The 21,678-nt window shown below is 36.8% G+C and carries 21 protein-coding genes; 6 read left to right on the forward strand and 15 right to left on the reverse strand.

Features of this window, described 5'->3' with window-relative positions; translation table 11 throughout:
* Positions 1-119 precede the first annotated feature (119 nt).
* From NMK93_RS11595 to NMK93_RS11640, 10 genes are all read right to left on the reverse strand, one after another.
* A complete protein-coding gene (locus NMK93_RS11595; RefSeq protein WP_185212426.1) occupies positions 120-761 on the reverse strand; it encodes a NeuD/PglB/VioB family sugar acetyltransferase in 642 nt (213 codons plus the stop codon).
* A 3-nt stretch (positions 762-764) separates the two neighbouring features.
* Positions 765-1,847: a DegT/DnrJ/EryC1/StrS aminotransferase family protein gene (locus tag NMK93_RS11600; RefSeq protein WP_185216636.1), complete on the reverse strand. Its 1,083-nt coding sequence runs from the start codon at positions 1,845-1,847 to the stop codon at positions 765-767.
* A 61-nt stretch (positions 1,848-1,908) separates the two neighbouring features.
* Positions 1,909-3,009: a glycoside hydrolase family 99-like domain-containing protein gene (locus tag NMK93_RS11605; RefSeq protein ID WP_185212430.1), complete on the reverse strand. Its 1,101-nt coding sequence runs from the start codon at positions 3,007-3,009 to the stop codon at positions 1,909-1,911.
* 48 nt (positions 3,010-3,057) lie between these two features.
* Positions 3,058-4,080, reverse strand: coding sequence for a glycosyltransferase family A protein (locus tag NMK93_RS11610; protein ID WP_254527408.1), 1,023 nt, complete (start codon positions 4,078-4,080; stop codon positions 3,058-3,060).
* Positions 4,081-4,196: 116 nt separating this feature from the next.
* On the reverse strand, positions 4,197-5,090 hold the full coding sequence (locus tag NMK93_RS11615; RefSeq protein WP_254527409.1) for a glycosyltransferase family A protein: 894 nt from the start codon (positions 5,088-5,090) through the stop codon (positions 4,197-4,199).
* Positions 5,087-6,496, reverse strand: coding sequence for an O-unit flippase-like protein (gene wzx / locus NMK93_RS11620; RefSeq protein WP_254527410.1), 1,410 nt, complete (start codon positions 6,494-6,496; stop codon positions 5,087-5,089). The genes NMK93_RS11615 and wzx overlap by 4 nt, the downstream gene beginning before the upstream one ends.
* Positions 6,497-6,504: 8 nt before the next feature.
* Positions 6,505-7,959 (reverse strand): lipopolysaccharide biosynthesis protein, encoded by a 1,455-nt coding sequence (locus NMK93_RS11625; protein ID WP_254527411.1) that lies wholly within the window; start codon positions 7,957-7,959, stop codon positions 6,505-6,507.
* A gap of 44 nt (positions 7,960-8,003) precedes the next feature.
* Positions 8,004-8,963 carry an NAD-dependent epimerase/dehydratase family protein gene (locus tag NMK93_RS11630; RefSeq protein WP_185212440.1) on the reverse strand — a complete coding sequence of 320 codons (960 nt, stop codon included), beginning with the start codon at positions 8,961-8,963 and terminating at the stop codon, positions 8,004-8,006.
* A 14-nt stretch (positions 8,964-8,977) separates the two neighbouring features.
* Positions 8,978-10,135 carry an MraY family glycosyltransferase gene (locus NMK93_RS11635; RefSeq protein WP_254527412.1) on the reverse strand — a complete coding sequence of 386 codons (1,158 nt, stop codon included), beginning with the start codon at positions 10,133-10,135 and terminating at the stop codon, positions 8,978-8,980.
* Between the two features lie 467 nt (positions 10,136-10,602).
* On the reverse strand, positions 10,603-11,028 hold the full coding sequence (locus tag NMK93_RS11640) for a BT0820 family HAD-type phosphatase (protein ID WP_185212442.1): 426 nt from the start codon (positions 11,026-11,028) through the stop codon (positions 10,603-10,605).
* A gap of 369 nt (positions 11,029-11,397) precedes the next feature.
* Between NMK93_RS11640 and NMK93_RS11645 the strand changes: the two genes are divergently transcribed.
* A complete protein-coding gene (locus tag NMK93_RS11645) occupies positions 11,398-12,297 on the forward strand; it encodes a DUF3078 domain-containing protein (RefSeq protein ID WP_254527413.1) in 900 nt (299 codons plus the stop codon).
* A 162-nt stretch (positions 12,298-12,459) separates the two neighbouring features.
* The gene (locus tag NMK93_RS11650) at positions 12,460-14,196 is read left to right on the forward strand and encodes a thiamine pyrophosphate-dependent enzyme (RefSeq protein ID WP_254527414.1); all 1,737 of its coding nucleotides are present in this window, start codon (positions 12,460-12,462) and stop codon (positions 14,194-14,196) included.
* Positions 14,197-14,329: 133 nt separating this feature from the next.
* On the opposite strand, the gene NMK93_RS11655 is transcribed toward NMK93_RS11650, so the two are convergent.
* Together NMK93_RS11655 and NMK93_RS11660 are read right to left on the reverse strand one after the other, a co-directional pair.
* Positions 14,330-15,994, reverse strand: a complete 1,665-nt coding sequence (locus NMK93_RS11655) for an AarF/ABC1/UbiB kinase family protein (RefSeq protein ID WP_254527415.1) — start codon at positions 15,992-15,994, stop codon at positions 14,330-14,332.
* A 21-nt stretch (positions 15,995-16,015) separates the two neighbouring features.
* Positions 16,016-16,672: a suppressor of fused domain protein gene (locus NMK93_RS11660; protein ID WP_254527416.1), complete on the reverse strand. Its 657-nt coding sequence runs from the start codon at positions 16,670-16,672 to the stop codon at positions 16,016-16,018.
* Between the two features lie 273 nt (positions 16,673-16,945).
* Between NMK93_RS11660 and NMK93_RS11665 the strand changes: the two genes are divergently transcribed.
* Together NMK93_RS11665 and NMK93_RS11670 are read left to right on the forward strand one after the other, a co-directional pair.
* A complete protein-coding gene (locus NMK93_RS11665) occupies positions 16,946-17,173 on the forward strand; it encodes a hypothetical protein (protein WP_254527417.1) in 228 nt (75 codons plus the stop codon).
* A 32-nt stretch (positions 17,174-17,205) separates the two neighbouring features.
* A complete protein-coding gene (locus tag NMK93_RS11670; protein ID WP_254527418.1) occupies positions 17,206-17,559 on the forward strand; it encodes a hypothetical protein in 354 nt (117 codons plus the stop codon).
* A gap of 30 nt (positions 17,560-17,589) precedes the next feature.
* Here NMK93_RS11670 and NMK93_RS11675 read toward each other — a convergent pair whose 3' ends face one another.
* Positions 17,590-18,177: an ankyrin repeat domain-containing protein gene (locus NMK93_RS11675; protein WP_185212448.1), complete on the reverse strand. Its 588-nt coding sequence runs from the start codon at positions 18,175-18,177 to the stop codon at positions 17,590-17,592.
* A gap of 349 nt (positions 18,178-18,526) precedes the next feature.
* Here NMK93_RS11675 and NMK93_RS11680 point away from each other — a divergent pair, with 349 nt between their 5' ends.
* Together NMK93_RS11680 and NMK93_RS11685 are read left to right on the forward strand one after the other, a co-directional pair.
* On the forward strand, positions 18,527-19,117 hold the full coding sequence (locus NMK93_RS11680) for a YceI family protein (RefSeq protein ID WP_185212449.1): 591 nt from the start codon (positions 18,527-18,529) through the stop codon (positions 19,115-19,117).
* A gap of 147 nt (positions 19,118-19,264) precedes the next feature.
* A complete protein-coding gene (locus NMK93_RS11685) occupies positions 19,265-19,738 on the forward strand; it encodes a DUF1572 domain-containing protein (protein WP_254527419.1) in 474 nt (157 codons plus the stop codon).
* On the opposite strand, the gene NMK93_RS11690 is transcribed toward NMK93_RS11685, so the two are convergent.
* Positions 19,720-20,577 carry an aminotransferase class IV gene (locus tag NMK93_RS11690; RefSeq protein ID WP_185216655.1) on the reverse strand — a complete coding sequence of 286 codons (858 nt, stop codon included), beginning with the start codon at positions 20,575-20,577 and terminating at the stop codon, positions 19,720-19,722. The two genes, NMK93_RS11685 and NMK93_RS11690, sit on opposite strands and share 19 nt — an antisense overlap.
* Before the next feature lie 15 nt (positions 20,578-20,592).
* Entirely contained in the window at positions 20,593-21,624 is a 1,032-nt protein-coding gene (locus NMK93_RS11695; protein WP_185212455.1) for an RluA family pseudouridine synthase, read from the reverse strand.
* Positions 21,625-21,678: the final 54 nt, after the last annotated feature.

Consider the following 21,678-nt stretch of genomic DNA (forward strand, 5'->3'; position numbering starts at 1 on the left):
TCTAAGATGTTACTATTATTAGCGTGTGTTTAGTGTGTGTGATTTTTTCGAGTACTATATCCCTTTTTATATCATATCACATTTGTTTTAAATTATAAATTTTATTCTAACTATTAACCTTAATAATAATTGTTGGTTTTTATTATTTTCCCTGGCACACCCACAACTGTACTGCCATCCGGAATATCTCTATTTATCACTGAACCTGCCCCTACTACCACTCTCTTTCCGATTGTGACATTTGGCAGGATGGTACAATTTGTTCCTAAGAAGCTCAATTCACCTATTTTACAATGTCCTGAAATCGCAGTTCCAGGGCATACTTCAACAAAGTCATCAATTATCACATCATGTCCAATCGATGCCATTTGATTGATTAAAACTCCTTTCCCAATCTTAACATCATTGGTAATGACTGAATTCAACATTACATTTACCCCTTCTGAAACCTCCACCCCAAAAGAACCAATCTTACTGGTCTGGGAAATCAATGAATGGGGTATCCCTCCTGCTTCAACAAATTTTCTGAACGCTCCAGCTCTTAATAATGGCCCACCTAATCCTAAAACAAACTTCTTATCGACCTTTGCAAAATAATCACTTGCTTCACTTAGGTTTCGCAGGACTAAAAACTCATTATATAGCTTATCAGGTAAATCAGATGATACATCATCATAAAATACGATATTACTCTTATTTACTGTTTCCAAACAAACCTCCAAAACTTCTTTTGCAAGGCCTTTGGCTCCAAATATTAACATGTACTAATTGTTTTGACTTCTTAAAATAATGCGGCAAATCCAATCCACCTCATCATCTGTCAATTCATAGTACAATGGTAAACATAAAACCCTTTTCGCTATGTCATCAGTAACCTTCATTGATACTGGATCAAGATAAGGTAGACTTGAAGACAAGCTAGGGTAAAAATACCTTCTTGTGAAAATTTCAAATGTATCCAAAGTGGATTTGATTTTTAATAATAGATCTTCTGATTCTATTACATAAACCAAATATGCACCATTTTGGTTTGAATTTTCATGCCAAACGGGTACTGTTGCTTTAAAATTCTTTAGATTTTCGGAATATCGCTGTATTATTTCTAAGCGTCGGCTGATAATCTTGTCCAACCACTTAAAGTTGACCAAGCCCATGGCTGCATGGAATTCCGAATTTTTACCGTTTAACCCCAATTCAGAAAAACTGCTATATCCAGAGATTCCAAAATTTCTCATGTAAGCGATTTTCTTCAACAAATCTGGGTCCTTTGTAACAACCAATCCGCCTTCTATACTGTGATAAAGCTTTGTGGCATGCAAACTACAAGTACTGATATCACCATATTCAAAAATTGATTTACCATTCACTTTTACTCCAAATGCATGTGCCCCATCGTATATCACCTTTAAATTATGCTTTTTGGCAATTTTTTCAATAGCTTCAACATCACATGGATTTCCATAAACATGGGTAGCCAATATAGCACTTGTATCTGGTCCGATTGCCTCTTCAATTTTTTTGGGGTCTATATTCAAAGTTTTAGGATCAATGTCCACAAACTTAGGTGTACAGCCCTCCCAAACAATGGAAGACGTAGTGGCAACGAATGAAAAAGGGGTGGTTATGATTTCTCCGGTTAAGTCTAAGGCTTTGATTGCCAATTGAAGTGCTACTGTACCATTAGTAACATATAATAAATGGTTTACATCGAAATAATCCTTCAGCTCCATCTCCAGTTTACTGGCAAGAGGACCCATATTTGTAAGCCAATTCCTAGACCAAATACTGTCCAAGTATTGCTTATAATCTTCTATTGGAGGTAAAAATGGTTTTGTTACAGGTATCATCTAATTAATTTCGAGTTGGAAAATTAAATAAATGATACCTTTTTTTATTGAAAAGCCTTAATTAATCTTTTGTTTGTAGGACATCCTTTACAACCTCTAGATATTTATGACCGAATTTTAAATCTGGCTCCAAATGGTTGCCTTCAGCCCATTCATTCCAAGATTTAATAAAAACGATCTGATTCTCGGGATCATATTTTTTCACCATCTTGACCGCATTGACCATTGCCTTCTTAAATAGTTCAGGCGTAGAATCATGAAGTATAAATCCATTTAATCCGCTTCTTGGGCTGTTATCCCAATTTGGAATCACGGTTGGATAATAAATATTGTTGCCCGAATTCTCATCAAACTCTTGAATAGCATCCTTATAGTTATAAATCCTAACAGGACGCTTAAATATTTTTTTATAATACTTATTTAATCTACTTGTCTTCGCTCTCCTATATATGTCAACAAATTTATTTGCAGATCTTAAATAAGAATCCTTTGTATGAACCGCAGGAGTTAGAGCATCAAATCCGTACTTTTCAGTATCCCAATCTGGATCGACATTAGTCGCAACTAAATGAATGCCTTCGAGACCATTCTCGGTAGCTAATCTTCTAAATGTGGAAACAAACAACGGCAAATCAGGAATTTCCATTGGTTTATAAACCATAAATAATGGTTTCCCATCAACCTTAAAATATCGTTTGTCCTTAAATGCAGGTAATATGCTATTGAAATGATCGATATAATCTTGCTCTCCAGGATAAACCTGTTCAACTAGAATAGTTTTGGGATTACCATGCCAGATTCCGCTCCAGGTTTCATTTGCCCAGGCTAGACAAAAAGGGAAATCTGGGGTACCCGATTCCAAAACCTCTTGAAATGGCCGTTCCAATATCCGGCGCCCATTCCCAAACCAATAATGCCAATAACAAAACGCAGAAATACCATATTTCTTTGCCAAATCTGCCTGCGCAATCCGTGCCTCAGAAAGACGTAAGTCGTAGAAACCCAAGTCGGCAGGAATATGTGGTTGATAGTGTCCCGGAAACATTGGTTTTGCTTTTGCAACATTTGTCCATTCTGTAAAACCTTTCCCCCACCATTCATCATTTTCTTTAATTGGATGAAATTGTGGAAGATAGAATGCGATTGCCTTTACTTTCCCCATGATGTATTAACTAATAGGTAAATGAATAAAATAGTTCAGTTTTGTTGATTAAATCTCCCTAAGTCGCTGTTTCTCAATAACTTTATTGTACCTAAATAAAATACCAAGAAATTTACGCCAAATGAATAAGGATCTACCAAAAATCGCGCCTGAAATGGTTAAATAGTAGAAAAATGGCTTATAAAATTTCAAAATTCCTTGGGTGTTCAAAGCCTTCCGAATACAGGTGTTTAAACTTGCAATAAAATATTCCTGATTTTCGGGAGAAATAGTCATTAATTTCACATGAGAATACTGTTTTAGAATTCCAAAATTGTCAACTTCCTTATAGCTTGAATCAATATCTTGAAGAAAACTGTCCAAAATAAAGAACTGATCCACTAATCTCCGTCTTTCATTTTGTACAGAAATAGTAACTGAATTAGGATTATGTCTATAGAAATAAGTTTCTCTGAAATTGAAGGCTAAACTTTTTATGTACTTCCTTAAATGATAGGTCCACAGCACATCTTCATTCACAATACCCTCCATGAAGTAGATTTCATGCCTCTTTAAGATATCCAAGCGAATAAGCTTATTGCAAGGTGAAATAGGTAAGCTATTGAAAATGTTTGACCGGACCCAATGTATGTCACAAGAATAATCTGGATATCCTTTACCAGAGATTTTCAGAACATGGTTGATATTTGCAACCTCACTTAAAATTTCCCCTTGAACGATATCGACACCTGGATGTTTAAATACATGGTATACCAACTCATCGATACAAGTTGAAGAAATTGCATCATCACTATCTAAGAAATAAATATAATCGGACTGGCTTTCTCTGATCCCTCGATTCCTAGTTCCTGAAGCCCCTAGGTTTTTATCATTCTTGAGCAACTTAAAATTGATTGGTCCATTATAGCTATCAATTTTCTTTTGAAGAATATCAAAGCTTGCATCAGTACTCCCATCGTCAATGAACATGCAGGTCAAATAAGGATAATTCTGAAGAGCAACCGACTCAAAACACTCTCTGATGTACTTTTCAACATTAAAAACCGGAACAATTACTGTTACTTGGATCATGGGTCCAATATAGGGATATATTAATAAATTGTAAAATATTAGGACAATATTTTAATTACAATTTTCTAATAATTCACACAAAAGAACTATGCTAATTTTTACTCTACCGAAAACCCTTATTTTATCTTTAAACTTAAGCCAATTGAATATAACCGAAAATACACAGTACCTAATAGACCAAACAAGGAATAAATCTCCGATATATAGTCTAACCCGACTTCAAATTTATACTTTCTTATTGCAATTAAAAAGTCCCTCTTATCTTGGACCCCCCTATTGCTATGGATCAATAGCTGTGCAAAATCCTTCAAATACTTTTTTGTAGCATCCGACTTTTCAACGTGATTCTTTTCAGAACCGGAGGTACTGTTTCTAAAAACCCTCACTACCACACTGGAATCACTGATGAAGTAAATTTTATTGAATCCTGACATACTCAAGATCAAAAAATCATCTGTGTGCCAAGCTAGAGGATAAATTTCAAAACCGACATCATTAAACCTTTCTCTCCTAAAAACATGCTCACTTAGGCTACTGTTCAGTCCTCCCGCAATCTTTCTTAATATTAGATTATAGGTGTCATAGTAACCAGTTCTAAATCCATTATAAAACCTAACTTCCTTGTCACCTACAAAATCAAGGATTGTATTAAATTTTAACACATGACAGCAAGAATCGATGAAGGCTAAATTCTTATAAAACTCTTCTACAAAGTTTGAGGAAATGGAATCGTCATCACCCAATATTTGAAACCAAGGCTCTTTAACCTCAGTCAAAATTCTCATCCATTGAAAAGCCAAATTTTTCCCACCTAAGTTGTCGGAATAATTGAAATAGAAATACTGGTCTGATGATAAATATTTTTCGATGATAGGTAAAGGGTCATCCGGACTTAAATCGTTTCCTATGTAAACAGAAAACCTCTTATTGCTTTGGTTAGCTAAAGATTTTATACATTCTTCAAAATAATCAATCTTGAAATAAGGAATTACTATTGCTAATTCGTTCATCTCAGGAGCTTAACTTTTAAAATGGTTTCCTTATAACCAAGGCGCAAAATCTTCAAATAGCTGGTTGAAAACTCTTGACATACCAGTAGTGGCCACTTCCAATTCGCATAAGCCAATTGTACTATCCCTTGGACTAGAATTAACCCTAAAACTCCAAACGAAAGATAATTTAGAACCAGGAAATCACCGATTGCAACAAAAAATCCTGCAATGATGGACGACTTCAAAAAAGGAACTTCATTTTTGGTCACTATCAAAGTTCCAAAGTTGGAATGGTTATTTTCTAAAATGACAACTAAACAATATGCCATCATGATATAGGCATTTGGCAAAACTGCATTAGAACCTATAAATTCAAGTACCATTGGGCCCAAGAAAATCAAAAAAGAGGCCCCCATAATGAATAAGGAAAGATACACGAACAATGCAAAGGAGAAAGTTTGCATCACCTCCTTTGATTTCCCTGAGATTCGCAGCGAAGCAAATGTAGGGTTATAACTGTTGATCAATGTTCCTGAAACCACCCCTATAATACCCACCAATTGGATTAACAGACCATAAGATGCGACCTCCTCACTGCTCAGGTATAAACCTGCTAAAAACATACTGAGGTTATTTATGGCATATGCAGAGATAAACACCAATCCCAATCTACTTGAATTGTGCCAAATCTTTAGAAACAAATCCTTTCTTTCTTCAGGCTTTGGTTTTATCCCTTTCAGCTTTTCTTTGAAATCACGGTCATAAAAGAACCGGTAAGAAATGAATCTATATACAAAGGTGGAACATAGACTGGAAATCGCCACTCCAAAAAGTCCATAGCCCATGTACAAAAAGGAGATGGCTAGAGAAATATAGACAACTTTGGAGATGATCCCGGCAATTTTGGCTTTGCGGATCAATCCTCGTCCTATCAATAAAGAATCAAAATAGGTAAAATAGAAACTCAGAAAGATGGAAATAATGGTAAATATCCAAATCCAGATCACATGGTTCACACTTGTAAAACCGTTGGTGACACTGTAGATATACCAGGTCCCAAACGTACAAAGAACTATCCCAGAAAAAATAGCAATCCGTAGATACACGAATTTAGCCGTATTGATCATATTGGCGAGAAGATTATAATTAATCTCTCCTAATCCATTTACATCTTGGATACCCTTTTTTTGAATTTCTTGGGCCCCACTAAATACATAGGTAATATTCCTTCCGAACTGCGGTGCAAAACCAAAATCGAACAAAGCAACCATGGACCCCAAGGATCCAATCAAGTAGTTTAATGCAATTTCCTCTGTTGAAAGTAATCTTAAAATAATAGGAAGGATGAAAATACCTGAAGCTATTCCAAAAAATTGCGCTAAATAACTCCAAATAACATCCTTTTTGGTCAATTTAACGCCCATAAAGTTGTTTAAGTCTCTTTATTCTTGCGGCTACCTTTAATTAAGTCAATTAATATAGCCAATTCCTTAGTCTTTAATAGATAAGCAACGCCAAAATAAGTACACAAATATATGGAAACAGATATTATCAAACGAATTAAATCGTGGTAATTTATAAGTAAATATTGGTCAATTAGGAAAACGAGCCCACCTACAATTAACGCCCTGATAATACTCGGCAACAAATCAGCAAATTGTCTCCAAATAGGGTAATTAATAAACTTAGAAGTGTAATGGGTATTTATGAAAACCGTAATGACTGAAATAATAACACTACCCCAGACTAAACCAATCATACCGAATGGCAAACAGCATAAAATGACCGAAACAATAACTATCTTTTTGAAAACCTCGATTTTCAAGTAAAGGTCGGACCTACCTTTTGCCTGCAAGATATTCAGGTTATAGGCATGGATTGGATAAAAAATCCCTCCTATTGATAAGATTTGAAAGTATTGGACAGAAGGCAACCATTTATCTGTCAATAAAAACCGGATCAAAGGTTCTGCAACTACAACCATTAAAACTGACAATGGAGCTATCAGAAAGATCACAACCAAAATAATACTTTGATAATATTTTTTCAATGCAGCATCATCATGGGCTAGCTTGGCAAACAGTGGAAATGTAACCCTATTTAAAGCCCCAGCTATATTTGTAATCGGCAATTGCTTTAATGAATCAGCCCTATTATAATAACCCAATTGGGTTGGAGAAAACTTCTTACCAATGATAATGTTGTACAAATTATTGAAAATCGTATCCAACAATGACGAAGCGGTCAATTTCACACCAAAGGAAAAATGGTATTTGAATTTCTCTTTATCAAAGACAAAAGAAGGCCTCCAATCACTATACAACCAATATTGTAATGTATAAACAAAGTTTTGAACTAGGGAAGAATAGATCAGTGACCAGACACCGAACCCATGGGTCGCAAAGAAAATCCCAGATGCACCGCCAGCCAGCATGGATGGTAACTGAATCTTGAACGCCCTTTTGAAATTCATCTCTTTAATGACCTTCGTCGCTTGAACTGCCGCAAAGGAATCAATGATTAAGATGATGGCATAAGTCCTGATTAATCCTGTAAGAACTGGGATTTCATAAAAAGCGGCAACAAGTGGAGCGGTAAAAAAGATGATGCAGTACAGGATAACACTGACACCAAAATTGAACCAGAACACAGTGGACATATCCCTTTGGTCGACATCTTGACTTCGTATAAGGCTATTTGTCAATCCCCCGTTTACCAAAACAGCGGATACACTCATAATTACCCCATACAAAGCAATTGTTCCAAAATCAGATGGCAATAAAACTCTTGCTAAAACCAGGTTTATGACAAAACCGATCAGTTGCGAACCAAACTGTTCAGCAAAAACCCAAAATACTCCTTTAGCAGCTTGCTCTTTAAGCCCCATGCTTTATAGTTTCAAAATTTTTAATATAAAATTATGATTTTATATTATTTCCCGAATTCTGCATTCAACATTCTCCTTAAGCCTTCCTCCATAGAATATGGGGGAACAAAACCTGAAGACATCGCTTTTGTAGAATCATATTTAGTAACTGCACAGAATTTCTTCACGCGAACAGAACTGATCGTCAATTTTTTCCGGCTTAAAAATGCCAATACATCAAAGCCGTAACCTCCTAGCATCCCGATCCAGTAAGGGATATGGGTAGTCGGAATCTTTTTACCCAAAATCTCACCAGTATGATAAACCAAATCATTGGTAGTAAAATCGGGCTTGTCTACATAGTTATATACATTATAACCCTCTCGCTTATGTTGAATCAAGAATTCTAGAAATGCAACGACATTCCCAACATAGGACATAGACTTTTGATTTTTTCCATCACCGATCATCATGAATTTACCTGATGCAATTTGATTCAACAGGTTAAAAACATTCCCTCTGTTACCTTCTCCAAAGATCACTGTAGGGCGAACGATATTGATGTTCCAGTCAGCATGGGTCTTATACCACTCTTGAAGAACCTGCTCAGCCTCCCATTTACTCTTACCGTAATGGTTAAATGCATCCGCAGGAAAAGATTCATCCGGATTATCCTTATCCAAGCCATAAACCGCTACAGAACTGGTAAAGATCAGCCTGCTAACACCATTAGCTTCCATGGCTTCTAGGGTATGCCTCATCCCTTCCACATTCACATCATAATAAAGTGACGTCGGAGAAACATCATCCCTATGCTCTGCTGCTAACAAAATCACCACATCTTGGCCCTTCAAAAGCTCTTTTAATCGAACTTTATCAAGAACATTCGCAATTTTTGTCAACTGTGGATAACTAGAACTTTGTTGTTTATCAATATTGATAAGGTTTAGTGTGGGAGTATCAATGAGGTTTCCAATTAGCTTTGTGCCAACAAAACCTGAACCACCGATAATAGCTATATTCATCTAAAATCTAAATGTTATATTTTATTTATTAATGTGACTGAAACTGCATCTGGAGCTTCCCCAGCTTTAACCTCTTTAACCTGAGCCTCAGTAAACTGAGCAGTTTCTACTTTTATCGTTCCTTGTTCCATTTCCTGATTAACAAGTTTAGCATTTCTTTTGTTCACAAAATAATTGAAAGTCAATGTAAACAAGAACCACAAAACAAGATCCAAAAGAACAACTACATTATTGCTAATGAATTGAACGGTGATAATATTAAAAGCACAGAAAAACAAAGAGAGACCAATGATACTCATCATGGCACTCTTATGTGATAGACCTGATCGAAGTAATTTATGGTGCAAATGGCTACGATCTGCCTTGAACAAAGGCAAGCCCTTGTACCATCTGATAAATATTACCCTTGCTACATCAAAAACAGGAACGATCAATGTCGAGAAAGCTACAACAATAGCTCCTTCAGAAAAAGGCTTGATACTCTTATTGTTCATAGCAAAGCTAATGGCTAGAAATGCCATGGTATATCCTAAGGTCATACTGCCTGTATCACCCATAAATATCCTTCTCCTCCTTTTGGATGCACCAAAAACATTGTAATAGAAGAATGATATTAAAATACCTGTTGTAATAAATGCTAACAAGGCATGGATCCAGGCATGATAGAATGCAAATAAGGTCCCTAATACCAAACAGCCAACGCCAACCAGGCCAGAACATAATCCATCCAAACCATCGATCAGATTGATCGCATTGATGATAAGTACAGCAGCAAAAATTGTGAGCGGAATGCCAGCCCATGCTGGCAGATAAGTTAGGAACATCAATCCATAAAGATCATTGATCCATAATCCAGCTAGAGGAAAGAATGTAGCTACCAAAATCTGTGCAACAAACTTCCATTTATAGCTTACTCCAATTAAATCATCTGCTATCCCAATGATATAAAGAATTACCAGACCACAAATTAACATGATGAACATCGGAAATACTTCCCATGTCACAATGCCTAAATTGACAAAATTAGTCTTATAAACTAATACAACGGTAATGGCTAATAAACAACATTGAATGGGAACAAATGCAACTCCACCTAATCTAGGGATAATACTCTGGTGGACTTTTCTTGCATCGATGGGATCAAATAACCTCTTCCTATATGTTATAAGCATAATATATGGGATGATAATCTTCCCAAGAAATATGGCTAATAAGAAAGGAACAAGTAGAATGATAAACTCCATCGACTTAATTTTTTAGACTTTAGTTGAAAGCTGATTTAGTAACACTATATCTAACCAACGATTTAATTTTGCTTTATAAAATGAGCATTTGTTTGGAACAAATTTATAACATATTTAAAGGGCAAACGACTGATTAAGCCTATCCACACCTTATATTTCTCAATTTGTAGCCCAAACCTTACACCCTCATTTATGTGCTTAAACATCTAATTTCTAAGACTTATCAAATTTACTTAGCCCTAATTAATACCATTAAGCCAATTATTAAACCCATAATTTAGAGGTATGGAACAATATCTAGATTATTGCAAAGGAATTAATACCATAACCCCAGCAAAAGGAACTGAAATCAATAATTATATTATAAAAATAGAAAATTTAAATTAATAAATAAATTATTTAAAGATCTTTTTCCAAGCTGAAACCTTGGCGGGACGAATGCCTTCTTCGAAAACCGCATCCGTATCAAAGGCTAGATCATGTGCCATTTTTTTGTTTATTGCCCGATAAATTATCCCCCAATCTGGTAGCCCACCAAAGTTTCGGTCATCAATAAATAAATCAGCACTTAGTTTTCTTGGACCTTTACTCCGGTCCTCTTCAGGAAAATTCGAATTATGTGCGTAAAATTCCAACCCTTGATCTTTACAATAATCAATAGCCTCCTGTAACAACTCACCCTCCCTCACCGTCCACAATATCAATATATGATGCTCATTCTGTAATTGCTTCAAAATATCTATTGCAAAAGGAATGGGTTTCCCAATCCTTGGGTATCTATGCTCAACAATGGTTCCATCAAAATCAACCGCAATTACCATCTTTCAATATTTTTTATCTATTACAACAAATTCCAGTCCAAACCTTACTGATTTCAGTCAACTCATAAACAGATTTATAAGACCAATTCGGGAAAAATCAGTTCGTTTTTTCATAATGAAAAATCCTTTTATTCAAAATATAATTTTGTAAAAGTTACAATACCTAATTTTTTTCAAAATTTAATTAGGCAACCATTAAAAACCTTATAAACTACCCCCATTGACTTTAAATCAAAGTTATCCTATGATTTCCTGAATTTCCTTAACCAGCCGAACCCCCTTCTCCCACAGCCACTCATTGGATAAAAATTAAGTTTTAATAATTTAGCGCCGCAAATTTCACAACTATTCACAAAATAATTATCAATCATGAAAGTATTAAAAGTTGCTTTTTTATCTGCTGTTACCTTCCTTAGTTTGCAAGTCTCAGCTCAAGAGTCTGAAGGTGAGGAAAACCTAGAGATTGACACAACCAAAACTTGGACCATCATGGGTGAAAACACCTTTCTATTAAACCAAAGTTCCTTTTCAAACTGGGCTGCGGGTGGTGTAAACTCCTTGGCTGGAAATCTGATTTTCAATTACGATTTCAATTACAAAAAAGACAAATGGAATTGGGATAATAAATTGATCGCTGCCTATGGACAGACCTACCAAAAAGAAACAGATTGGAGAAAAAACGATGACCGTTTCGCTATTAACAGTTTACTAGGCTACCAAGCTGCTGAAAAATGGTATTACACCTTTTTCATGAACTTCAATACCCAATTTGCAAATGGTTATGAATATAAGGATCAGATTAGAGGAAGAAAGATTTCTGCCCCATTTGCTCCTGCATATTTAAGTTTCGGTCCAGGTATGGCTTTCAAAGAATCAGACAATTTCAAAATCAATATCTCTCCGGCATCTGCAAGGTTTGTGATGGTGGGAGCTGAAAGCCTAAGACCAGATTACGGTGTTGATCCAGATAAATTCTCAAGAAACGAATTTGGTGCAGCTTTAGATGCTTACTATAAAGTCGGGTTAATGGAAAACATTACTTTTGAAACCATCCTGAAATTATACTCTAATTATCTTCAAGATCCACAAAATATTGATGTAGACTATTTAGCAAACCTAAATCTACAGGTAAATAGGTTCATATCAGTAAATGCGGCCGTTCAACTGGTATATGATGACAACGTGAATGTTCCTAAAAGCGATGGCACCAAAGGCCCAGGATTACAAGTAAGACAGATCCTTGGTGCGGGTGTGACTTATAAGTTTTAAGAACCTTACAGAAAATTAATAAATTTATTAAAGGCGGCTAAATGGCCGCTTTTTTTGTGCCCTTATCCTACTTCTGTTTCGAATATTTTTAAGTTTCAAGAAACCAAAAGACTGAAAACCTGTTGTTTAATAAAGGAAATATAACATAAAATCTTATTCAAAATGGCTAAAATAGTTGCAGAACAATTGGTAGAAATGCTCGTTGAAGCGGGAGTTAAACGAGTATATGCAGTAACAGGTGATAGTTTGAACTTTTTCAATGAAGCAATTAGAAAAGATGGTAGAATCCAATGGATCCATGTCAGGCATGAGGAGGTTGGAGCTTATGCCGCTGCCGCTGAGGCAGAGTTGGATGGTTTAGCATGCTGTGCAGGAAGCTGTGGACCCGGACATGTGCATTTAATCAATGGGGTTTATGAAGCCCATCGTGCGCATGTACCTATGTTAGTGATTGCATCAACCATTCCAACAAATCAAATGGGAACCAGCTATTTCCAAGAAACAAACACCTATAAACTATTTGATGACTGTAGTGGGTACAACCAATTGATTACTACGGCCGAACAGGCTCCTCGTATCATTCAATCTGCAATTCAGCATGCAATCTCTCAAAAGGGAGTCAGTGTCATCGGGTTACCGGGCGATGTTTCTAAATTAAAGGCCAAAGAATCAATAACCTCAACCCAAATTTTCCGATGTAACCCTTTAATCAGACCCTCGGACACTGAACTTCAAAAAATTGCTGACCTCCTAAATAAAGGATCGAAAATCACTCTTTATGCTGGAATTGGCGCTATAGGTGCTAGGCAAGAATTACAGCTCCTGGCACAGAAACTAAAAGCACCAGTAGGCTATAGCTTTCGGGGAAAAATGAATGCCCAACTGCCTGCTCCCTATGATGTGGGAATGACTGGTCTTTTAGGCATCCCTTCCTGCTACCAAGCGATGAAAGAAGCGGATGTACTGCTATTGTTAGGTACTGATATGCCATATGATGATTTTATGCCAACCGACAACAAAATAATCCAGATCGATACAGCGGAAGAAAGGCTCGGCAGAAGATGTAAGCTCGATCTCGCGGCAGTAGGCGATATCCGAGAAACCATACTCGCTTTATTACCACTTTTAGAGGAAAAAGTGGACAGCGCCTTTCTGGACTCATTGGGCAATTTCGCAAAGAAAGTACAGGATAACCTTCATGAGTATGTTGACGATATAGGCACAAAAGATGCCATACAACCTGAATTTGTTGCCGATGTGATCAACAAACATGCTAGCCCTAATGCCATCTTTACCCTTGATACTGGAATGACCTGTGTATGGGGTGCTAGGTATATACAGCAAACAGGCGACCGGAAGATGCTTGGATCCTTTAATCATGGTAGCATGGCCAATGCCATGCCTATGGCAATTGGAGCGGCATTAGCCCATCCTGAAAGACAGGTCATAGCTATGTGCGGCGATGGTGGCCTTTCGATGTTGTTAGGAGATTTAGCAACCATAAAACAATATAATCTTCCCATAAAGCTTATTGTTTTTAATAATAGAGCTTTAGGTATGGTAAAACTTGAAATGCAAGTAGCTGGTTTGGTTGATAATCAAACTGATATGGAAAACCCGGACTTCGCTAAGGTTGCTGAAGCCTTCGGCATCCCAGCTATCAATATCCATAAGCCAGAAGAGGTAGATTCGGTCATCGCGGAAACTTTACGCGTCGATGGTCCATTCCTATTGAACATCTTCACCAACCCTAGCGCATTGGCAATGCCTTCCCACATCAGCGCAAATCAAGTCGTGGGCATGACAGAAAGTATGGGAAAACTGATCCTTGGCGGCCGGATGGACGAAGTCTTTGAAACCATTAAGTCAAACTACAAACACTTAAAAAGCATATTCTAAAAATAAAATAGGGCAAACTATCAGTTTGCCCTTTCCTATTATCCTTCAAAAAGTATTAAACAGTCAACCCTATTTAGGGATGGACAATTGACAATTGTCTCATGTCTCATGTCTTGTGTCTTGTGTCTAAATACTATTTACTCTTATACAAATGGCTCAACAAGGCGAAACATAAGATAAAACTCATGATAAAGCCAAACCACGAAAGTACAGGAATACCCCAGATCAGATAACCAACCCTTCCATGCGCAAGGATACTTGCCCCAACTCCAAAGGTCATTGCCAAAATGGACAGCAAAAATTTATTTCCCATCCTATGCAGGATCAATTGAAGATTATCAAAATCTTGCATTTTGTGGTTTACGGTTATTTTGTCCTCTTTTACCTTTTCTAAAATGGTCAACAGATCCAAAGGCACTTCAGTCAGGACATCCTTGGCAAATTTGGCTTTCTCCTTCAATTGCCCTAAAATATATTCTGAAGAAAATTTCTCAGCCGCTATCTTTTTGGCAAAGGGTTCAATACTCTCAGGCACATTGAGATCAGCATCTAATTGTCGACCTGTACCCTCTAATATTGAAACTCCACGAAGCAAGAGGTAAACAAAATCTGGCAATAAGATATGATTACTTTGCAAAACGATATTTAATTTTTGCAACATCACTGAAATATCAATGTCATCAAGGGCATTTTGCTTGATCATCTCAAATATTTCATAAGCATCTCTTTCCAACCGCCTTTCATCTTCAATATGGTGGGCTACAGAAAGTCTCTTTATGTTTTTTATCAAACTTTTGGCATCGTTTGCCAGAAAATCAAGAACCATGGCCTCTATGATCTTTCTATCCTCTGGAATCATAAATCCCATGGCGCCAAAGTCTATAAAAACGATCTGACCACGATGGTTGACAAAAACATTTCCGGGATGGGGATCGGCATGGAAGAAACCGTGCATCAGCACCTGTTCTAAATAGAGATCTAATACATTTTGCAAAACCGACTTTGGATATAGCCCATATTGCTTAAATCCTTCTTGATCATTAACCTTTACGCCATCTATAAACTCCATGCAGATCAAGGTATCTGTACTAAATTTCCTATAAACTTTAGGAACATAAACATCCTTGTTCTCTTTGAAGTTTCTTCTAAACCGCTCGATATTATTTATTTCATTGGTAAACGAAAGCTCATTCAACAGGGAACTTTCAAAAGAAAGAACGATTTGATAAAGGTTCATTTTATAGACTACTTCATATTTCCGCTGAAGTAGCTTGACTAAATCTTTGATAAAATCCAGGTCAGCTTGAATGACCTCGTCAATTTCCTCTCTTTTTACCTTTAATACAACCTCTTTACCATTTTTTAAAGTAGCTCGATAGACCTGAGCAATTGAGGCTGAAGCTATAGGAATTTCATCAATGGAGATAAAATGTTCATCAAGGTCAACCTCTAATTCATCGGCCAACCTTTTTCGGATATCAATACCTTCTAAAGCAACTTCATCCTGCAGTTTTATTAGCTCCTCCTGTAGGTCTTTGGGAATAATATCTGGGCGATTGCTCAGTAATTGCCCCAACTTAATAAATGTTGGACCCAATTCTTCAATAGCTAGTCGGACCCTTACATTAAAATCTTCCTCAAATACCTTTCGAGCATGATTATTCCAGAACAAGAAACTATCTGGCAATATCCTATCAAGATTGGACCTGGAGACAACTTCATCAAATCCATGTTTCGAAAGGATTTTTAGAATTTGTCCAACACGCTTTATCTTTTGAAAACCATTGATATGCTTCATATTGATATTTATGATGCCTTTTTATTTCCTATTTAAATCCGTAACCAACAATGGATTACCCATTTTCATTTCACTAATAAAATCAGCAACCTTTTGGGTGGAAGCTGCCTCCATTAGAAAGTCAAGTTCTTTTTGCGTAACTCCTACCAATTGGATAAAAGACACCTCTCCATGCGCTGTATTGATCCGCCCTAATTGAGGGTCAAGAGTGGTGACAAAACCAACAATTGCTGTGTCTGTATTTAATCGGATTGGACCCTTTGCCGGAATGAACTGATTCTCTTCAAACCATCTTCCACTCTGGTAAACATATCGGGCCAGATTATTGAAAACCTGCATCGCCCATCCTGGATCACCTTGATCTTCAGCAAAAGGTACCAACCTAAAGGTGAATTCAAAACCCCATTTACTAAATTCACTACTCGCCATTTCAGGATTATAGTAAAGTTCACTCATACCGTACGTAACTAAATGTAAATGGGCTGGATCTTGCCTATTATCATATACGCTTATACCGTCAATAGGATCGGTTCCGCCTGCGGCAAAATGCAAACCACATAATGGTCCATAATGCCTAGGTTCAATTCCTGGATACACTGTAGTTAGCTGTTCATCGATTGCGGTCCAACCTACCGTATCTTCCTCGTTATATTTCGATAAATATTCTTCTTTAGTCATATTGCTTACTTAATTAATACATTACACACTCAATTGTTTGAGCTTATTTACAAATAGGAATGCTTTCCCTAGATTATTCCTTGAAATACATCTAAAATCAAGCCACTCATTCAAATGCATGATTCAAGAAATGTTCAGTTTTCAATTGGTTATAAGTTAATAATCGAAAATCATAATCCAAAAATTAACCGGATTTTCAGTAATGTAAAATTTCATTCTAAATGGGAATCTCTTCTGTATTTCCCATAAATTACACCATCAAACCTTGAAAACATGATAAAAGATAGATTAGCATCTGTGTTAGGAAGACGCGATGAAGAACCTAACATTCTATTGGCTCAAGAAATAGCTCAAAACAATGATAAAAATGCTATTGAGGAACTATTCCAATTAATCCAGGGCAAACAAAAAGACTTACAGAATGACAGCATCAAAGTTCTTTATGAGATAGGAGAAATATCACCTCAAATCCTTATTGTAATGATTTTATGGATGCCTTAAAAAGTAAAAACAACAGACTTCAATGGGGAGCTATGACAGCATTAAAAACCATATCCCTGCTTGAGGCCGATCATATCGCAAATAACATCATGACACTTGAAAATGCGGTAGAACAAGGTTCCGTGATCACCAGGGACAATTATGTCGCCATATTAACCAATCTAACAAGCCTCCCACCATACCAGGAACTTGCTTTCAATGCAATCATCAAACAATTATCGCAATGCCCTACAAACCAATTAGCAATGTACGCTGAGCTGGTCAGTACTAAAATAAAATCACCATATTCCAAGAAATTTACCGAAACTTTATCGGGCAGATTAGAGGAAATCGAAAAAGACAGTAAACGAAAAAGAGTCGAAAAAGTAATCAAGAAAATAACATGATCCAGCCCTTTTATGAATGTTTATATTTGATTAATACATCTGTAATATTTCGACGATATCAGAGAAGCCTTTCTGTTCAGCATGTTCCAAAGCAGATACCCCATCTTTATCAGCGATAGACTTATCGGCTCCGCCCTTCAAAAGTATATTTACAATATCCACATAATCCTTGCTGCCATCCCCAAGAATAACAGCCTCTAACAATGCAGTCCAACCTAATTTGTTAATATGGTTTATTGGAAAGTTCTTCGTGTGACATAATAACCGAACTACATCAACATATCCCTTTTCAGCAGCTGGAATCAATGCCGTACCGTTAAATCGGTTAAAAACATCAAAACGCGCCCCATAGGCAAGGTACAATTTTACTAAATCTAAATATCCTGATGCTGCAGCATATAGAAAGGGACTGTTCAACAGCTCATCTTGTTGGTTGGGATCCGCTCCCCGCTTAACCAAAAAAGCTGCCGTTGGATAATCATTCTGATAGGTCGCAATCATTAATAGGTTTTGCGACTGTTCATTAACGTCATTAACTTGACTATCAATGAGGTTCTTTTCAAGGTAGACAGTATCTCCCCGCCTTACTGCACTTTCAATCTCTGATCCTATTTTCATTTTTGCTTTTCATTGTATTTATTCAGATTTTGAACAAACAACTTTATTGCCAGTTATTAATATTTCAAAACCTTCTATTAAACAGTCTCTATCAATCCAATCTTCATTGAATTTATTAACTTCAATAATAAGCTCATTCTTACCTGAAATCACAATAAATATATTTAATTTTTACATTACATCACAGCGTAAACCAATCTATATTTTATTGTAGCTAATCGGCTTCAAATCCTAGTCAAATAAAACATTTTTAATCTATTTTCATTTATTATCATAGATCAATGTGCAAGTATAATTTTATCCCAAAATTTGCAGTAATAAACAAAAACGAAATTAAAAATATATGAATATGAAAACTCTATTAAGCTTTTTTACAGCCCTGATTTTAGTTAGCAACGTTGCATTCGCACAAACAAAATGGTCTGTTGACCCTGCACATACGAATGCTCGTTTTGAAATCAAACACTTAGGAATCTCTTTCGTTGATGGAGATTTCACCAAGTTGGAAGGTCAAGTAGAATCTAAAGATTCTGTGAACTTTGACAATGCTACTGTTTCATTTGACATTGATGTGAACAGCATCGATACTAGAATTGAAGCAAGAGACAATCACTTGAAGAGCGATGACTTCTTCAGTGCAGAGAAATTCCCAAAAATGACCCTTAAAAATGCCACCCTTAAAAAAGCTGGCAAAGGTAAATTCAAACTGACAGGAGACCTAACCATTAAAGACGTAACAAAAAGTGTAACCTTTGATGTGATCCAAAATAACGGTACTATCCTAGATCCTTGGGGAAAAACCAGAGCTGGATTTACAGCTACTACTTCAATCAACCGTTTTGATTACAACATTAAATATGCAGACAAAACCGCTGCAGGAATCGACGCAGTCGCTCCTGAAGTTGCCATCACAGTAAATGTGGAATTGGTTAAGAACTAACTCTTAAGGGGAAAATTAATCCACGTTGATTATAGCCTTGAATCACAAATAACTATATATTAATTAGAAAGGGATAGCAAAAACTATCCCTTTTTCTTTGTTATATTTGATAATAAACAGCATTTATGCTATTCAATAAACCTCCTTATGTGTAAATACCTTGCTAATAGGTTCAGGGAAGTCATGCTTTCCGGGACTTGGATCGCGAACAGCAATTGGCAAAAAGAATTGAGTGATATACATTTAGAACTGGCCATGAAAAAAGTCCCTAATATAAACCGAATTTACGACCTCAGTTTCCATGTCCTTTATTATATCAAAGGGATAAACCAATTTTTCCAAACCGGAAACCTGGATATTAAAGACTCCCTTAGCTTTCCCATGGTTGATTTAAAGAACAATGAAGAATGGCAATCTTTAAAAAATGATTTATTCTACCAATCTGAAACCCTCGCCAAATCCATTGAGGAAATCTATGATGCTAAACTACAGCAAGATTTCTTCGATGAAAAATACGGTTCCTATTTAAGAAATATCGATGGACAGATTGAACATGCCTATTATCACCTTGGCCAAATAGTCCTGCTCAAGAAAATGCTGACTTACTCCTCAGTCTCATAGGACCAAGACAATAACCTATCTTGGAATATCCTTGAAATCTTATTGAAATAGCGTTTGTGCTTATATCCCATCACCCATTGAATCCCTTCAACGGCATTGGTACAGAATATTTCATCGGCTACTTTGACAATATCAGGTTTTATTTCAGCCTCAACAACCTCAATACCTTGCTCCTGCGCCATATCCATAACTACTCGACGCATAACCCCTGCAATACATCCTTCAGATAACGCTGGCGTATAGAGCACCTTATCATAATAGATAAAAATATTTGAGGCCAAAGCCTCACAAAGGTTACCAGATTGGTTAAGGATCAAGACTTCATCAAAGGCATTCTTTTTCTTGAAAAGTCCTGCCATTACATAGATTAAGGCATTATTGGACTTAATCTTAGATAGCTCTGAATAAGCCTTTTTGTATTCGGTATATATATCAATGATTAAACCAGTCTTTTTATCCCTCAGGGTTTCTGGTTTTCGATCTACTTGCAGAATATAGGCCGCTTTATTGGTTTCTGGACTATACAGCCCTCCCCCTTGTCTGAAGACGATAAGGCGAACCCGGGCTTGCTGTCCCACCATATTGTTTTTGCGAAGCAACTCTTCTACTTTACTGCGGATAAAAAAGGAATCAAATTGGTCGGCATCATCAAAATGCAACATGCTCATGCTTTCCGCCAAGCGCTCCAAATGAAGGTCCAGAAAACGGATATCCCCATCCTTCCATAACATGGTTTCAAAAATACCATCTCCATAACGAAATGCGCGGCTATCAGCGTCTAGTATAGCCATATCTTGAGGTACCACAGTACCGTTGTAGTTAATAAAATGTGTGGGCATAAATATATTTAGAATCTAACTTTGATTAATTGAGCTGTAACTTCTCCATTTCTCTAATGCTAAACGGAAATCTTCCGGCATTGGTACTTCAAAATGCAAAAATTCTTTAGATTTTGGATGAATAAACCCTAAACTCCTGGCATGCAGGGCTTGACGGGGAAGCAAGCTAAAGGTATTCTCAACAAACTGTTTGTACTTGGAAAACGACGTGCCTTTTAAGATTTTATCACCACCATAGGATTCATCACTGAAAAGCGGATGTCCAATGGATTTCATATGGGCGCGGATCTGATGGGTTCTTCCGGTCTCCAGTTGACATTCGATCAAGGTAACATAGCCTAAGCGTTCCAGAACACGATAATGCGTAACCGACCACTTCCCCTTCTCTTCATCCTCGTACATATCCATGATCCTTCTATCCTTCAAGTTACGACCAATATATCCTGATACGGTTCCGTCCTCAGCAATATCACCCCAAACCAAGGCTACATACTTCCGGGTGATGCTATGCTCAAAAAACTGCTTCGCCAAAAAGGTCATTGCCCATTCATTCTTGGCAATGACGAGTAGTCCCGAAGTGTCCTTATCAATCCGATGGACCAATCCAGGACGTCCGGTATTACCCGGCAGGGTCGGCAATTGGTTGAGATGGAAGGTCAAGGCATTGACCAAGGTACCGGTGTAATTATTAAATCCAGGATGAACGACCATACCAGCCTCTTTATTAACCAATAAAACGTCCTCATCTTCATATACAATATCCAAGGGAATATCCTCTGGATATACCTCGGTATCTCTTGGCGGATCGGGCAATACCACGGTAATGACATCAAATGGCTTCACCTTATAGCTTGCCTTGATTACTTTATCATTGACCTTTACCGTTCCAGCATCTATAGCATTTTGAATCCGGTTTCGTGAAGTGTTTTCAACCCTATTCATCAAGAATTTATCGATGCGCAACAAGGCCTGCCCTTTATCCGCAACAATTCTTAAATGTTCATAGAGCTCCTGCTCCTCTTGCTCGTTATCCAAATGATCTGTCATGCTGCAAAAATAGCATTTTTATAATCATTCTATTTCCTGCAAGAAAAAAGCATA

It is taken from the genome of Sphingobacterium sp. LZ7M1 (assembly GCF_024296865.1).
Classification (GTDB): domain Bacteria; phylum Bacteroidota; class Bacteroidia; order Sphingobacteriales; family Sphingobacteriaceae; genus Sphingobacterium.

What these genes read in the sequence shown, in the direction of transcription:
- NMK93_RS11615 (WP_254527409.1), bottom strand. Translation starts at nt 5,090, where the DNA reads ATGAACGAATTAGCAATAGTAATTCCTTATTTCAAGATTGATTATTTT.
- NMK93_RS11680 (WP_185212449.1), top strand. Translation starts at nt 18,527, where the DNA reads ATGAAAACTCTATTAAGCTTTTTTACAGCCCTGATTTTAGTTAGCAAC.
- NMK93_RS11605 (WP_185212430.1), bottom strand. Translation starts at nt 3,009, where the DNA reads ATGGGGAAAGTAAAGGCAATCGCATTCTATCTTCCACAATTTCATCCA.
- NMK93_RS11640 (WP_185212442.1), bottom strand. Translation starts at nt 11,028, where the DNA reads ATGGTAATTGCGGTTGATTTTGATGGAACCATTGTTGAGCATAGATAC.
- NMK93_RS11630 (WP_185212440.1), bottom strand. Translation starts at nt 8,963, where the DNA reads ATGAATATAGCTATTATCGGTGGTTCAGGTTTTGTTGGCACAAAGCTA.
- NMK93_RS11660 (WP_254527416.1), bottom strand. Translation starts at nt 16,672, where the DNA reads ATGACTAAAGAAGAATATTTATCGAAATATAACGAGGAAGATACGGTA.
- NMK93_RS11685 (WP_254527419.1), top strand. Translation starts at nt 19,265, where the DNA reads ATGTGTAAATACCTTGCTAATAGGTTCAGGGAAGTCATGCTTTCCGGG.
- NMK93_RS11695 (WP_185212455.1), bottom strand. Translation starts at nt 21,624, where the DNA reads ATGACAGATCATTTGGATAACGAGCAAGAGGAGCAGGAGCTCTATGAA.
- NMK93_RS11650 (WP_254527414.1), top strand. Translation starts at nt 12,460, where the DNA reads ATGGCTAAAATAGTTGCAGAACAATTGGTAGAAATGCTCGTTGAAGCG.
- NMK93_RS11645 (WP_254527413.1), top strand. Translation starts at nt 11,398, where the DNA reads ATGAAAGTATTAAAAGTTGCTTTTTTATCTGCTGTTACCTTCCTTAGT.
- NMK93_RS11610 (WP_254527408.1), bottom strand. Translation starts at nt 4,080, where the DNA reads ATGATCCAAGTAACAGTAATTGTTCCGGTTTTTAATGTTGAAAAGTAC.
- NMK93_RS11595 (WP_185212426.1), bottom strand. Translation starts at nt 761, where the DNA reads ATGTTAATATTTGGAGCCAAAGGCCTTGCAAAAGAAGTTTTGGAGGTT.
- NMK93_RS11625 (WP_254527411.1), bottom strand. Translation starts at nt 7,959, where the DNA reads ATGGGGCTTAAAGAGCAAGCTGCTAAAGGAGTATTTTGGGTTTTTGCT.
- NMK93_RS11600 (WP_185216636.1), bottom strand. Translation starts at nt 1,847, where the DNA reads ATGATACCTGTAACAAAACCATTTTTACCTCCAATAGAAGATTATAAG.
- NMK93_RS11675 (WP_185212448.1), bottom strand. Translation starts at nt 18,177, where the DNA reads ATGAAAATAGGATCAGAGATTGAAAGTGCAGTAAGGCGGGGAGATACT.
- NMK93_RS11665 (WP_254527417.1), top strand. Translation starts at nt 16,946, where the DNA reads ATGATAAAAGATAGATTAGCATCTGTGTTAGGAAGACGCGATGAAGAA.
- wzx (WP_254527410.1), bottom strand. Translation starts at nt 6,496, where the DNA reads ATGGGCGTTAAATTGACCAAAAAGGATGTTATTTGGAGTTATTTAGCG.
- NMK93_RS11690 (WP_185216655.1), bottom strand. Translation starts at nt 20,577, where the DNA reads ATGCCCACACATTTTATTAACTACAACGGTACTGTGGTACCTCAAGAT.
- NMK93_RS11655 (WP_254527415.1), bottom strand. Translation starts at nt 15,994, where the DNA reads ATGAAGCATATCAATGGTTTTCAAAAGATAAAGCGTGTTGGACAAATT.
- NMK93_RS11670 (WP_254527418.1), top strand. Translation starts at nt 17,206, where the DNA reads ATGACAGCATTAAAAACCATATCCCTGCTTGAGGCCGATCATATCGCA.
- NMK93_RS11635 (WP_254527412.1), bottom strand. Translation starts at nt 10,135, where the DNA reads ATGCTTATAACATATAGGAAGAGGTTATTTGATCCCATCGATGCAAGA.